Source organism: Belnapia sp. AC561 (assembly GCF_979252845.1).
Map to the genome: position 1 here is coordinate 69,694 of NZ_CEEDBP010000002.1, position 12,915 is coordinate 82,608.

General features: G+C 70.8%; 10 protein-coding genes. 2 read left to right on the plus strand and 8 right to left on the minus strand.

All coding sequences use genetic code 11. From position 1 onward, the window contains the following. Positions 1-6: 6 nt before the first annotated feature. From AC0IW9_RS02015 to AC0IW9_RS02030, 4 genes are all read right to left on the minus strand, one after another. On the minus strand, positions 7-2,463 hold the full coding sequence (locus AC0IW9_RS02015) for a glycogen/starch/alpha-glucan phosphorylase (RefSeq protein WP_471646530.1): 2,457 nt from the start codon (positions 2,461-2,463) through the stop codon (positions 7-9). 94 nt (positions 2,464-2,557) lie between these two features. Continuing rightward, positions 2,558-3,373 carry an ABC transporter substrate-binding protein gene (locus AC0IW9_RS02020; RefSeq protein WP_471646531.1) on the minus strand — a complete coding sequence of 272 codons (816 nt, stop codon included), beginning with the start codon at positions 3,371-3,373 and terminating at the stop codon, positions 2,558-2,560. Beyond that, entirely contained in the window at positions 3,370-4,074 is a 705-nt protein-coding gene (locus AC0IW9_RS02025) for an ATP-binding cassette domain-containing protein (protein WP_471646532.1), read from the minus strand. The genes AC0IW9_RS02020 and AC0IW9_RS02025 overlap by 4 nt, the downstream gene beginning before the upstream one ends. After that, positions 4,074-4,778 carry an ABC transporter permease gene (locus AC0IW9_RS02030; protein WP_471646533.1) on the minus strand — a complete coding sequence of 235 codons (705 nt, stop codon included), beginning with the start codon at positions 4,776-4,778 and terminating at the stop codon, positions 4,074-4,076. The genes AC0IW9_RS02025 and AC0IW9_RS02030 overlap by 1 nt, the downstream gene beginning before the upstream one ends. Before the next feature lie 133 nt (positions 4,779-4,911). On the opposite strand from AC0IW9_RS02030, the gene AC0IW9_RS02035 reads away from it, so the two are divergent. Beyond that, positions 4,912-5,400 (plus strand): CinA family protein, encoded by a 489-nt coding sequence (locus AC0IW9_RS02035; RefSeq protein ID WP_471646534.1) that lies wholly within the window; start codon positions 4,912-4,914, stop codon positions 5,398-5,400. Positions 5,401-5,429: 29 nt separating this feature from the next. After that, a complete protein-coding gene (locus AC0IW9_RS02040) occupies positions 5,430-6,215 on the plus strand; it encodes a VOC family protein (protein ID WP_471646535.1) in 786 nt (261 codons plus the stop codon). On the opposite strand, the gene AC0IW9_RS02045 is transcribed toward AC0IW9_RS02040, so the two are convergent. Genes AC0IW9_RS02045 through AC0IW9_RS02060 form a run of 4 tightly spaced genes read right to left on the minus strand, consistent with a single transcriptional unit; the run spans position 6,206 to position 12,840 of the window. Continuing rightward, positions 6,206-7,372 carry an acyl-CoA dehydrogenase family protein gene (locus AC0IW9_RS02045; RefSeq protein WP_471646536.1) on the minus strand — a complete coding sequence of 389 codons (1,167 nt, stop codon included), beginning with the start codon at positions 7,370-7,372 and terminating at the stop codon, positions 6,206-6,208. The genes AC0IW9_RS02040 and AC0IW9_RS02045 overlap by 10 nt on opposite strands. Positions 7,373-7,376: 4 nt before the next feature. Continuing rightward, complete coding sequence (locus AC0IW9_RS02050) at positions 7,377-8,150, minus strand: short-chain dehydrogenase/reductase (protein WP_471646537.1); 774 nt, start codon at positions 8,148-8,150, stop codon at positions 7,377-7,379. Between the two features lie 32 nt (positions 8,151-8,182). After that, positions 8,183-9,697 carry a TolC family protein gene (locus tag AC0IW9_RS02055; protein WP_471646538.1) on the minus strand — a complete coding sequence of 505 codons (1,515 nt, stop codon included), beginning with the start codon at positions 9,695-9,697 and terminating at the stop codon, positions 8,183-8,185. Beyond that, entirely contained in the window at positions 9,694-12,840 is a 3,147-nt protein-coding gene (locus AC0IW9_RS02060) for an efflux RND transporter permease subunit (RefSeq protein ID WP_471646539.1), read from the minus strand. The genes AC0IW9_RS02055 and AC0IW9_RS02060 overlap by 4 nt, the downstream gene beginning before the upstream one ends. Between the last annotated feature and the right edge of the window lie 75 nt (positions 12,841-12,915).

Sequence of the window (12,915 nt, forward strand, 5' to 3'; positions counted from 1 at the left end):
GGTCCCTCAGCGGACCGGGACGTTCCAGATGTCCTCGGCGTATTCGCGGATGGTCCGGTCGGAGGAGAACCAGCCCATGTTCGCGGTATTCAGGATGGCGGCCTGCTGCCAGTCCGGGCTGCTGGACCAGCGCGCATCGACCTCGCGCTGGCAGTCGTAGTAGGCGTCGAAATCGGCGGCGACCATGAAGTAGTCGCTGCCGCGCAGCGCATCCACCAGGTCGCGGTAGCGGCCGCGGTCATCCGGCGAGAAGACGCCCGAGCCGATCGCCTCCAGCACCTCGGCCAGCCGGGGCGAGGCGTCGATCGCCGGGCCGCCCTGCAGGCCCTCGTGCCGGCGGACCGCCACCTCCTCCGTCGTCATGCCGAAGATGTGGATGTTCTCCGCCCCCACATGCTCCAGCATCTCGACATTGGCGCCGTCGAGCGTGCCGATGGTCAGCGCGCCGTTCAGCCCGAGCTTCATGTTGCCGGTGCCCGAGGCTTCCATGCCGGCGGTCGAGATCTGCTCCGACAGGTCGGCGGCGGGGACGATGACCTCGGCGAGGGAGACGTTGTAGTTCGGCAGGAAGGCGACCTTCAGCAGGTTGCGCACCGTCGGGTCGCTGTTCACCACCCGCGCCACGTCATGCATCAGCTTGATGATAAGCTTGGCGCGGTGGTAGCTCGCCGCCGCCTTGCCGGCGAAGATTTTGACGCGCGGCACCCAATTCCTGGTGGGTTGCGAACGGATGGCGTCATACAGCGCCACCGTCTCCAGCACGTTCAGCAGCTGCCGCTTGTATTCGTGCATGCGCTTGATCTGCACGTCGAACATGGCATGCGGGTCGACCCGCAGGTCGAGCGTGGAGCGGATGACCGCGGCCAGGGCGTCCTTGTTCTGCCGCTTCACGCCCAGGAATTTCTCCTGGAAGGCGGCATCCCTGGCGAAGGGCCGCAGCGCGGCCAATGCCTCGGCGTCGTCGAGGAAGCGCGGGCCGATGGTATCGCTCAGCAGGCCGGTGAGGCCCGGGTTGCACTGCTGCAGCCAGCGCCGGAAGGTGACGCCATTGGTCTTGTTCACCACCTTGCCCGGCGACAGGGTGTGGAAGTCCTTGAAGACCGTCTTCTTCAGCAGTTCCGAATGCAGCGCCGAGACGCCGTTCACCTTGTGCGAGCCGACGAAGGCGAGATGCCCCATCCGCACCCGGCGGCCATGCGATTCCTCGATGAGGGAGACGGAGGAGAGCAGCCGCCCGTCGTCCGGATGCGCCGTCCGCACCCGGTCCAGGTGGAAGGCGTTGATCATGTAGATGATCTGCATGTGGCGCGGCAGCAGCCGCTCCATCAGCGGCACCTGCCAGCTTTCCAGCGCTTCCGGCAGCAGGGTGTGGTTGGTGTAGCTGATGGTGCCCTGGGTGATCTCCCAGGCCTCGTCCCAGGGGATGCCGTGCAGGTCGACGCAGATGCGCATCAGCTCCGGCACGGCGATGGCCGGGTGGGTGTCGTTGAGCTGGATCGCCACCCGGTCCGGCAGCGACTTCAGGTCGCCATAGACCCGGAGATGGCGGCGCACCAGGTCCTGCAGCGCGGCGGAGGCGAAGAAGTATTCCTGCTTGAGGCGGAGTTCCTGCCCGGCCGGGCTTTCATCGGAGGGATAGAGCACCTTGCAGATGCTTTCCTGCCGCACCCGGTCGGCCAGGGCGCCGAGGTGGTCGCCGTAGTTGAAGGCCTCGAGCTTCAGCGGATCGGCAGCGCGGGCCGACCAGAGCCGCAGCGTATTCACGTGCTCCCCGCGCCAGCCGACGACGGGCGTGTCGTAGGCGACGGCCTGCACCGTCTCGGCCGGGTGCCAGACATGGCGGACCCGCGCCTCGGAGACGACCACCGCCTCGACCACGCCGCCGAAGCCGATGTCGTGGCTGATCTCGGGCCGGGCATATTCCCAGGGGTTGCCGTTGTTCAGCCAGTCCTCGGGGTATTCGTTCTGCCAGCCGTCGCGGATGATCTGGCGGAACAGCCCGTGCTCATACCGGATGCCGTAGCCGAAGGCGGGGATGCCGAGGCTGGCGAGGCTTTCCATGAAGCAGGCGGCGAGCCGGCCGAGGCCGCCGTTGCCCAGCGCCGCATCCGGTTCGGCCTGGCGCACCTTCTCGAAATCGACGCCGAGCGGGGCGAGCGCCTCGTTCACCAGCTCGGTCAGGCCGAGGTTGGTCACGCCATCCCGCAGCAGCCGGCCGATGAGGAATTCGAGCGAGAGGTAGTAGACCTGCTTCTGGCCATTCTCGTAGGCGGCACGGGTCGCGCTCAGCCAGCGGTCGACGATGCGGTCGCGCACCGCGAGCGCCGTCGCCATGAACCAGTCCCGGTCCCGCGCGCCGGCCTGACTCTTGCCGAGGTCGTAGGTAAGCTTGCTGACGATCGCGGCACGCAGCGCATCGGCCTCGGCGGAGGCCGGCTTCTGGGGTTCGGTCAGCGCATTCACCGGATATATGACCTTTCAAGCTGCCCGACGGTCAAGCCGCCCGCCTCACGCGATAGTGCCAGACCATTTCGCAAAACTGAACCTTTCCGCGCTCTCAGCCGGCCGTTCCGGCATTGGGGAAGAAAAGCTGCTCCCCGTTGATCCGGTAGCCGGCGATCGCCGCCTGGCCCGGCGCGCCGCAGAGCCAGTCGATGAAGCGCTGCGCCTCGGCCGCCTTCACATGCGGGTGCCGCTGCGGGCTGACCGGGATGGCGCCATACTGGTTCAGCAGCCGGGCATCGCCCTCCACCAGGAGCTTCAGCCCCTGGCGGTTGCGGAAGGCGAGCCAGGTGCCGCGATCGGCCAGCAGATAGGCATCCTGCGCCGCCGCGGTATTCAGCGCCGGGCCCATCCCCTGCCCCACCTCCCGGTACCAGCCGCCCCGGCCGGACAGGGGGTCCACCCCGGCCTGCTGCCAGAGCCGGAGTTCCGCCGCATGGGTGCCGCTGCGGTCGCCGCGGGAGACGAAGGGCTGGCGCGCCGCGGCGATGCGGCGCAGCGCCTCCGCCACGTCGCCCTGCCCGGCGATGCCGGCGGGATCGGCGGCGGGGCCGATCAGGATGAAGTCGTTGTACATCACCTGCCGGCGCGGGCCGCCGAAGCCCTCCGCCACGAAGCGGTCCTCCGCCGCGCGGTCGTGCACCAGCAGCGCATCGGCATCGCCGCGGCGGCCGACATCCAGCGCCTGGCCGGTGCCGAGCGCCACGACGCGGACGGCGATGCCGGTCTCCCGGGTGAAGACCGGCAGGATATGGCCGAACAGCCCGGACTGCTCCGTGCTGGTGGTCGAGGCCAGGGTGATGAAGCTCCCCTGGGCCTGCGCGATGGCCGGCATGGCGAGGAGCGAGAGCAGAAGGCTGCGACGGTTCACCAGAGCAACTCCCCTTGGAGGAAGGCGGCGGCCTCGGCACTGGCCGGGCCGGCGAAGAAGCGGTCGGCCGGGGCGGCTTCCAGCACCCGGCCGCGATGCAGGAAGACCACCTCCCCCGCCAGGCGCCGGGCCTGGCCGAGATCATGGGTGGTCATGACGATCTTGCAGCCGGCGGCGGCGATGCCGGCGACGATCTCCTCCACCGCGCGGGTCGCGGCGGGGTCGAGGCTGGCGCAGGGCTCATCGAGGAAGAGCACCGGCGGGGAAAGCGCCACCGCCCGGGCCAAGGCCAGCCGCTGCTGCTCCCCGCCCGAGAGCAGCCGCGCCGGGCGATGCGCGAGCGCGGCGAGGCCGACCTGGGCCAGCGCCGCCGCCGCCCTCTCGCCGCGTGCCGCCCGCGGCACCCCGGCCAGCGCCAGCGGGTAGCGGATATTGGCCAGTGCGGAGCGGCGCAGCAGCACCGGCCGCTGGAAAACCATGGCGCCGCGGATGGGCGCCGCCGGGGTGATCCGCCCCGCGGCCGGCGGCAGCAGGCCGTGCAGCAGCCGCAGCAGCACGGATTTCCCGGCGCCGTTCGGGCCGATGATCAGCAGCGGCGGCCCGGCGGCGATGGTCAGCGACACATCGGCCAGGATGGCGACCTGGCCGGCACGCCAGGACAGGCCCTCGGCCCTGATGGGCAGAACCGGGATGGGCAGCATCAGGCCGCCCGGCGCAGGGCCGCATCCCGCAGCCCCTGGGCCAGGGCATTCACCCCGAGCACGATCGCCATCAGCAGCAGGCCGAGGGCGAGCGCCAGCGGCAGGTCGCCCTTGCTGGTCTCGAGCGCGATGGCGGTGGTCATGGTCCGGGTCACGCCCTCGATGTTGCCGCCGACGATCATGACCGCGCCGACTTCCGCCGCCGCCCGGCCGAAGCCGGCCAGCAGCACCGTCAGCAGCGCGAAGCGGCCGTCCCACAGCAGGGTCGGCACCGCGCGCCAGGGGCCGGCGCCGAAGGAGCGGAGCTGCTCGGCGTATTCGTCCCACATCGCCTCCAGCACCTGGCGCGACAGGGCGGCGAGGATGGGGGCGATCAGCACCGCCTGGGCGATGACCATGGCCTGGGGGGTAAACAGCAGCCCGTAGCGGCCGAGCGGGCCGGAGCGCGACAGCAGCAGGTAGATCAGCAGCCCGGCCACCACCGGCGGCAGGCCCATCAGCGCATTCAGCGCCACCACCACGACCCGTCGGCCGGGAAAGCGGGAGACGGCGAGCAGCGCGCCCAGCGGCAGCCCGACCAGCGCGGCGATGGCCAGCGCCGCCAGGCTGACCTTCAGCGAGACCAGCAGGATGGCCAGCACGGCGGGGTCGCCGTGGCGGACCAGGGCCACGGCGGCGGCGAGGGCGGAAGCCAGATCCTGCATAGGGGTCCCTGGGAAGATGGCCGGAAGGTGATGGGACAGGCGTCCAGGGTCAATGCGACGCGCGGGGTTTCTCCCCTTGCCGCGCGGCGCCGGCGGCGGTCTGCTGCGCGGCAAGACCGGAGGAGAGAAAGCCATGGACAGCCTGTTGCCGATCGCCGCCCGCGCCGGGGCCCTGCTCAAGGCCCGCGGCGAGACGATTGCCGTGGCCGAATCCTCGGCCGGCGGCCTGGTCTCGGCGGCGCTGCTCGCGGTGCCCGGGGCCTCGGCCTATTTCCTCGGCGGCACCGTGGTCTATACGCGGGCGGCGCGGGAGGCGCTGCTGGCCATCCCGGCGGCGAAGCTCGATGGGGTGCGCGCCTCGACCGAGCCCTATGCGGCGCTGCTGGCGGAGGGCGCGCGGGAAAAGCTGGGCACCACCTGGGGCCTGGGCGAGACCGGCGCGACGGGCCCGACCGGCAACCGCTACGGCGATGCCGCCGGCCATGCCTGCATCGCCGTCTCCGGCCCGGTGAGCCGGACCCTGACCATCGAGACGGGACATGGCGACCGCGCCGCCAATATGCGCGAATTCGGCGCCCGGCTGCTCGGCCTGCTGGTGGAATGCCTGGAAGCCAAGGGCTAGCCTCGGCGCGCAACACGCAAGGCAGTCCCATGTCCGCACCAGCAACCGCCGGCCGCTTCATCTGGCATGAGCTGATGACCACGGACATGGCCGCCGCCGAGGCCTTTTACCGCGCGGTGACCGGCTGGGAGGCGGAGGCGCTGCACCACCTGGACGTGCCCTATACGCGCTTCGCCATGGCCGGGAGGCCGGCCGCCGGGCTGATGGCATTGCCCGCGGCGGCGCTGGGCCAGGGCGGGCGTCCCGGCTGGATCGGCCATGTGGCGGTGAGCGACGTGGATGTCGCCGCGGCCATGGCGCAGGACCTCGGCGGCCGGGTCCATGTGGCGCCGAAGGATATTCCGGGCATCGGCCGGCTGGCGGTGCTCGGCGACCCGCAGGGGGCGGTGATCGGGGTCTTCGCCCCGGCCTTCGAGATCACCGATTCCGTACCGGCCGAGGTCCCGGGCCTGCCGGGACGGATCGGCTGGAACGAGCTGCTGGCCGCGGACGGGCCCGCCGCCTTCGAATTCTACGATGCCCTGTTCGGCTGGCGGGAGGCGGTGGCGCCGGGGCTGCCGGGCACCACCCGGACCTTCGGCCTGGGCGATGCGGCCTTCGGCAGCATGGTCACCAAGCCCGCCGCGGTGCCGCAGCCCTTCTGGCTCTACCACCTGACGGTCGCGGATATCGATGCCGGCGCGGCGCGGGTGGCCTCGGCCGGCGGGCAGGTGCTGCTGGGGCCGAGGGAGGTCCCCGGCCGCGGCTGGGTCCTGCAGGCGCTGGACCCGCAGGGGGCGATCTTCGCGCTGCTGGGGCCGCGGGTTCAGAAATAGCCGCGGGCGAGGATGCCGTCCGGGCCGGGATCCTCGGACATCAGCTTCTTGCCGATCAGGTCGCGCAGCGTCTCCGACGCGCCGCCGCCGAGCGAGCCGTAGCGGGCGCCGCGATAGAGCCGCGAGACCGGGTATTCGTCGGTGAAGCCGAAGCCGCCGTGCAGCTGCACCGCCTCGTTCGTCACGCGGATCGCCATCTCGTTGCAGAAGACCTTGGCGGTCGCGGCGAGGAAGGGGTCGGGGAAGGGATCGGCGGTCATGCAGGCGCGGTACAGCAACCCGCGCGCCGCCTCGATGTCCTTGTACATGTCGGCCAGCTTCCAGCGAGCGCCCTGGAACTCGCCGATCGGCTTGCCGAAGATGGTGCGGTCGCGGACGTAGCGCAGCGTCTCGTCGAAGGCGCCCTCGGCCAGGCCGAGGCTGATGGAGGGGTTCAGGCAGCGCTGGGTGTTGAAGGCGCTCAGCAGCCGCTTGAAGCCGTCCTCGCGGAGGACGAGGTTCTCGAGCGGTACCTCCATGGCGTTGAACTGCACCTCGTGCAGGTTCTCCCCGCCCATGGTGTGGTAGGTGCCGGTGACCTCGAGCCCCGGCGTGCCGCGTTCCACCAGCACGCAGCCGATGCCCTCGCGGCCCGGACGGCCGTCGATGCGGGTGAAGACGACGAACATGCCGGCTTCCTCGGCCCGGCTGATCAGCGTCTTGGCGCCGTTGACCACCACGCGGTCGCCTTTGATGACGGCGTTGGTGCGGTAGTTCGCCACGTCGGTGCCGGCATGCGGCTCGGTCATGCAGATGGAGAGGATGCAGTCGCCGCTGCAGACCTGCGGCAGGATGCGGCTGCGGATGCTCTCGGGCGCGTACTTGGCGATGACCCGGGTCTGCACCCCGGCCTCGCCCAGCACGGCCATCGCCGTCGGGTAGCAGACCTTGGCGATCTCCTCGAGCACCAGCGCGGTCTCGAAGACCGGCAGGCCCATCCCGCCGTATTCCTCGGGCACGGACATCCCCAGCACGCCGAGGCTGGCCAGCTCGCGGATATTCTCCCAGGGGAAGGTGCCGTCCATCCAGCGCAGCCCGCGCTGGCGGAAATTGCCCTGGGCCAACTCGCGCACCGAGCCGACCAGGGCGCGCTGGGTATCGCTGAGACGGAATTCCATGATGTCAGCCCCGGAACTGCGCCCCGCCGTCGACGTCGAGCGTGACGCCCGACAGGTACCCGCCCTTCTCGCTGGCGCAGAAGACGGCGAGGTCGGCGATCTCCTCCGGCTTGCCGGCGCGGCCCAGCGGCAGCCCGGCCAGCATCTCCTCCCAGCGGCTCTCGTCGCCGAACTTGGTCTTGGCGCGGGACTTCGACAGGGTGATGATCCGGTCGGTCATCGTGGCGCCCGGGGCGATGCCCAGCACCCGCACGTTGTGGTCCGGCGACTTGCCGCCGAGGGCCGCGGTGAAGGCGATGAGCGAGGCATTGCCGGCGGCGCCGCAGATGTAGTCGGCGCGCGGGCCGCGCCCGGCCATGCCGATGATGTTGACGATGACGCCGTCCTTCCTCGCCTCCATCCCCGGCAGATACAGCTGGCAGAGATGGATGTAGCCGAAGACCTTCAGCGCCCAGGCTTCCTGCCAGCGATCGAGCGAGATGTCGTGGATGGTGCCGCCGGGGATGGCGCCGGCATTGTTCACCAGGATGTCGATATCCGGGAAGGCCGCCTGCATCGCCTGTCGCGCCGCGGCATCCGAGAGGTCCGCCGCATGGGTGGTGACGTTGACGTTGTGGCGGCCGCGGATGCCGGCGGCGGCCTTCTCGAGCGCGGCGCCGTCGCGGGAGGTGAGGATGACGTCGCAGCCCTCGGCGGCAAAGGCGGCGCCGCAGGCGAGGCCGATGCCCTTGGAGCCGCCGGTGACGAGCACGCGCTTGCCGGCGATGTTCATGTCCATTCTGGCGTTCCCCCGCTTATTCGGGGGAAAGCCTATAGCCTCGGCGCGACGCCGGAAACCCCGCTGGCCTGCTCGAGCTGGGAGAGCGCGACCAGATAGGCGTAGCGCGCCTGGTTGGCCTGGATCCGCGTCGCGTTCAGCACCCTGAGCGCGTCGAGCACGTCCAGCAGGGTGCGGCCGCCGGCGACATAGGCCTGCTCGGTGCTGCGATAGGCTTCCTCGGCCCGGCCCAGCGCGCCGCCGGCGTAGAGGTTCAGCAGGGACCGGGTCTGCTCCACGCTGGCCCAGGCGCCGGCGAATTCGGCCCGGGCCTGCAGCAGCGCCGCCCGGGCGATGGCATCCGCCTGGCCCTGCTGCGCGGTGGCGGCGGCGACGTTGCCCTCGACGATGCGGGAGGTGAAGATCGGCACCGAGAGCGACAGGCCGAAGCTGTTGATGGCGTTCAGCCGGTCCCGCGAATCCGGCAGGTCCTGCGAGAGCCGCGAGCGGCCCCAGGTGCTGTCCACCGTCACGTCGCGCGACCGCCCGGCCTCGACCAGCAGCCGGTTGGCGCTGGCGGCGGCGGACTGGCGTTCCGCCACCACCACATCGGCCCGGCTGGCGACGCCCTGGGCCAGCTCCTCCCGGCTGATGCCGAGCTCGGGGATGGCATCGAAGCGGCCGCGCACGTCGAAGGCGACGGGGGAGAGGATGGTGCGCACCGCGGTCGGCGCGCTGGCCGGGCCGGTCGGGGTGCCGGTGCGCTGCCGCTCCGGCACCGGGGCCAGGACGCCGGAGACGGTCGGGTTGATGCCGAGTGCCGCGAGCTGGCCGGCGTTCGGCTGGAAGGCGGCGGGGTCGGCGGCCAGCAACGCGGCGACGGCGGCGACGCCGGCGGCATAGGCCTGGGCATTGCTGGTCACGTCGATCTCGAACTGCAGCCGGCTGGACTGGAAGCGCAGCAGGTCGCCTTCCGGGATGGCGCCGTCGCGGAGCTGGCGGCGCAGCAGCTGTTCGGTGCGGTCCAGGCTGGCGCGGTTGCCGAGCGCCACCTCCAGGTTGGCACGCGCCAGCAGCGCGCCGAGGAAGGCCTGGCGGAGCTGGAAGAGCGAGGTCCGCAGCGCATCCAGCACCTGCGCCTCGGCGCCCTCGATCTGCCGGTCGGCGAAGCGGGAGCGGAGCGTGCGCTTGGAGCCGCGCTCGACCAGCACCGTCAGCCCGACGTTGATGTTGTTGGAGGGGCTGAGGTAGCGGGTGCCGCGGATGGCGCCGTTCTGGGTCTCGCTGAACTGGGCGACGCTGCTACCGACCGAGACCTGGGCCGGCGGCAGTGCGCCGGCGACGAGGCGCTGGGCGCGGGCGGCATCGACGCCGCGGCGGGCGGCGATGACGGTCAGGTTGCGCTCGACCAGCGCCGCCTCGGCCTCGGCCAGGGTCAGCGGCTGGGCGCTGGCGCCGATCGGCAGCGGCAGGGTGCCGGGGCGCGGTGGCGGGGTTTGCGCCAGCGCCGCCGGCACGCCGGAGAGCAGCGCCAGGGTGAGCAAGGCGGCACGCATGGAAATGGTCATGCCCGAACTACCCCACGCAGCGCGGCGGCTTCCGCCGCGCGCACGCTGCGCGGCTTGCCGAAGAGGTCGATCATCGCCGGGAAGACGACCAGAATGAACAGCGGCACCAAGCCGATGCCACCGACGACGACGAGGGCCAGCGGCTTCTGCACGTCGGCGCCGATGCCGGTCGCCAAGGCCATCGGCAGCAAACCCGTAAAACTGGCGAAGCAGGTCATGAAGACCGGCCGCATGCGGTCCGTCCCGGCCTGGTCCAGCGCCGCCCGCCAGGGCATCCCCTCCAGCCGCAGGTGGTTGAAGTGGGACAGCATGATGATGCCTTCCATGACGGTGATGCCGAACAGCGCCAGGAAGCCGATGGCGGCCGGCACGCTGAAGTTCAGCCCGGCGACGGCAAGTGCTGCGATGCCGCCGGTGATGGACATCGGCACGATGCCGAAGACCAGCAGCGTCTCCCGCAGGGTGTTGAACTGGACGTAGAGCAGCACGAGGATCAGCGCGAGCGCCGCCGGCACCACCACCAGCAGCCGGCCGATGGCTTCCTGCAAGTTGCGGAATTCGCCGACCCAGTCGAGCCGGTAGCCGGGCGGCAGCTCCACCCGCGCGGCCACCAGCTCCTGCGCCTCGGCCACGGTGCTGGCCGGGTCGCGGCCGCGGATGCTGAAGCGGATGGGCACGTAGCGGGAGGCATCCTCGCGGTAGATGTAGGAGACGCCGGAGATGAGCTGGATCTCCGCGACATCGGCCAGGGTCGCGCCGCGCGGGCCGCCGACCGGGATCCGGCCGATGCTGTCCATGCTGTCGCGGAAGGGCGTGTCGAGCCGGACCACGATGGGGAAGTTGCGGTCGCCGCCCGGCTCGTAAAGGCGGCCGGCCTCGCGGCCGCCGATCGCCGCCTGCACCACCTCGTTCACGTCGTCGATCGCCAGGCCGTAGCGGGCGGCGCGGGCCCGGTCGATCCGCACCGCGACCGTCGGCTGGCCGAGCGAGCGGAAGACCGCGAGGTCGGCGACGCCCGGGACGCCGGCCATCACCTGGCGGATCTCCTCCGCCTTGCGGGCGATGATGTCGAGCTCCGGCCCGAAGACCTTGATCGCATTGGCGCCCTTCACGCCGGAGGCGGCTTCCTGGACGTTGTCGCTGATGGCCTGGGAATAGCTGAACTCGACGCCGACGAACTGGGAGGAGAGGCGCGCCTGCATGGCATGCACCAGCCCGTCCCGGTTGGGGGCGGTGGTCCATTCCTGCGGCGGCTTCAGGGGCAGGAAGAATTCGGCGTTGAAGAAGCCGGCGCTGTCGGTGCCGTCGTCCGGCCGGCCCTGCTGCGAGGTGGCGGTGATGACCTCGGGGAATTGCATCAGCACGCCGCGGATGCGGTTCACCGTGGCATTGCCTTCCTCGAGGCTGATGGTGCCGGGCATGGAGGCGCGGACCCAGAGGTTGCCTTCCTCGAGCGTCGGCAGGAATTCGGCGCCGAGCAGGGTCATCAGGAAGATGGAGCCGGCGAAGAGCCCGGCGGCCAGCATCAGGCAGAGCGCGCGGGCCCGCATCGCCGCGGCATAGAGCCGGGTATGGCCCCAGCGCAGGATGCGGACGAGGTAGGTATCCCGCTCCCGGCTATCCTCCCGCAGCAGGGCCGCGGCCAGCGCCGGGGTGATGGTGAAGGTCGCCAGCAGGGCGCCGATGATCGCATAGGCGTAGGTCTTCGACATCGGGCCGAAGATGCGGCCCTCGATCCCGCCGAGGGTGAACAGCGGGATGAAGGCGGCGATGATGATCAGCGCCGAGAAGAAGATCGCCTTGTCCACCTCGCCGGCCGCCCGCAGCACGGTCAGCGACAGGCCCGACAATTCCTTGGAGCCGGTCGGGGCGATGTAGCGATGCGCCGGATTCCGCGACAGGCCGAGGTGGCGGTAGATGTTCTCCACCATGATGACGGTCGCATCCACCAGCAGGCCGAAGTCGAGCGCGCCGAGGCTGAGCAGGTTGGCGCTCTCGCCGCGGGCCATCATCAGCAGGATGGCGAAGAGGAAGGCGAAGGGGACCGTCGCCGCGACCACCACCGCGCCGCGGAAGTCGCCGAGGAAGAGCCACTGGATGATGAGGATGAGGGCGACGCCCTCGATGATGTTGTGCACCACCGTCTTGGTGGTGATCTTCACCAGGTCCTCGCGGTCGTAGACCGGGACGATCTTCACCCCCGGCGGCAGCACGCCGCCGGCATTGATCCGGGCGACCTCGGCCTGGACGCCGTGGATGGTGGGCAGGGTCTGCTCGCCGCGGCGCATCAGCACCGTCGCCAGCACCACGTCGTCCTCGCCCTCCTGCCCGGCGATGCCGAGGCGGGGCTGGTTGCCGATCTCGATGGTGGCGATGTCGGAGAGCAGCACCGGGACGCCGCCCTCGGCCGAGACCACGACGTTGCGGATGTCGTCCAGCCCGCGGATCAGGCCGATGCCCTGCACCACGGCGGCCTGCGGGCCGATGCGGATGGTCCCCGCCCCGACCGTCGCGTTGCCGGCGCGCACCGCCTTGATCACCTCCGGCAGGGCGAGGCCCATCGCGGCCATGCGCGGCAGGTCCACCACCACGTTGTAGCTTTTGGTCAGGCCGCCGAAGGAGGTGACGTCGACCACGCCGGGCACCCGCTTGAAGCGGCGGTCGAGCACCCATTCCTGCAGGGTCTTGAGATCGGCCAGGGAATAGCCGGGCGGGCCGATCAGCCGGTAGCGCATGATCTCGCCGATCGGGCTCAGCGGGCTGATCTGCGGCTGCACGCCCTCCGGCAGGCCATCGAGCTGGCCGAGCCGGTTCAGCACCTGCTGCAGGGCCTGGTCGTAGGTATAGCTGAAGTTGAACTGCACCCGGACGTCGGAGAGGCCGAACAGCGAGGTGGAGCGGACCGAGGTGAGATTCGGCAGCCCGGCCATCGCCACCTCCACCGGGATCGAGACGTAGCGCTCGATCTCCTCGGCGGATTGGCCGGGGTTCTGGGTGATGATGACGACCTGCGGCGGGACCGGGTCGGGATAGGCCTCGATGTTCAGCTTGGTGAAGGCCACCAGGCCGACCACGATGAAGGTGAAGAACAGCAGAATGACCAGCGGCCGGCGCTGCAGTGAAAAGGCGACGATCTGGCGCATTCTGGACTTCCCGACGGGGCCTGCTTACCGGCCTTACTATCTTGCGCCGGGCCAGGGCCCGGTTGCCAGTCGCTT

Excerpts from the sequence above, each read along its gene's own strand:
- AC0IW9_RS02025 (WP_471646532.1), bottom strand. The coding sequence starts at position 4,074 with ATGCTGCCCATCCCGGTTCTGCCCATCAGGGCCGAGGGCCTGTCCTGG.
- AC0IW9_RS02030 (WP_471646533.1), bottom strand. The coding sequence starts at position 4,778 with ATGCAGGATCTGGCTTCCGCCCTCGCCGCCGCCGTGGCCCTGGTCCGC.
- AC0IW9_RS02035 (WP_471646534.1), top strand. The coding sequence starts at position 4,912 with ATGGACAGCCTGTTGCCGATCGCCGCCCGCGCCGGGGCCCTGCTCAAG.
- AC0IW9_RS02040 (WP_471646535.1), top strand. The coding sequence starts at position 5,430 with ATGTCCGCACCAGCAACCGCCGGCCGCTTCATCTGGCATGAGCTGATG.
- AC0IW9_RS02045 (WP_471646536.1), bottom strand. The coding sequence starts at position 7,372 with ATGGAATTCCGTCTCAGCGATACCCAGCGCGCCCTGGTCGGCTCGGTG.
- AC0IW9_RS02050 (WP_471646537.1), bottom strand. The coding sequence starts at position 8,150 with ATGGACATGAACATCGCCGGCAAGCGCGTGCTCGTCACCGGCGGCTCC.
- AC0IW9_RS02055 (WP_471646538.1), bottom strand. The coding sequence starts at position 9,697 with ATGACCATTTCCATGCGTGCCGCCTTGCTCACCCTGGCGCTGCTCTCC.
- AC0IW9_RS02060 (WP_471646539.1), bottom strand. The coding sequence starts at position 12,840 with ATGCGCCAGATCGTCGCCTTTTCACTGCAGCGCCGGCCGCTGGTCATT.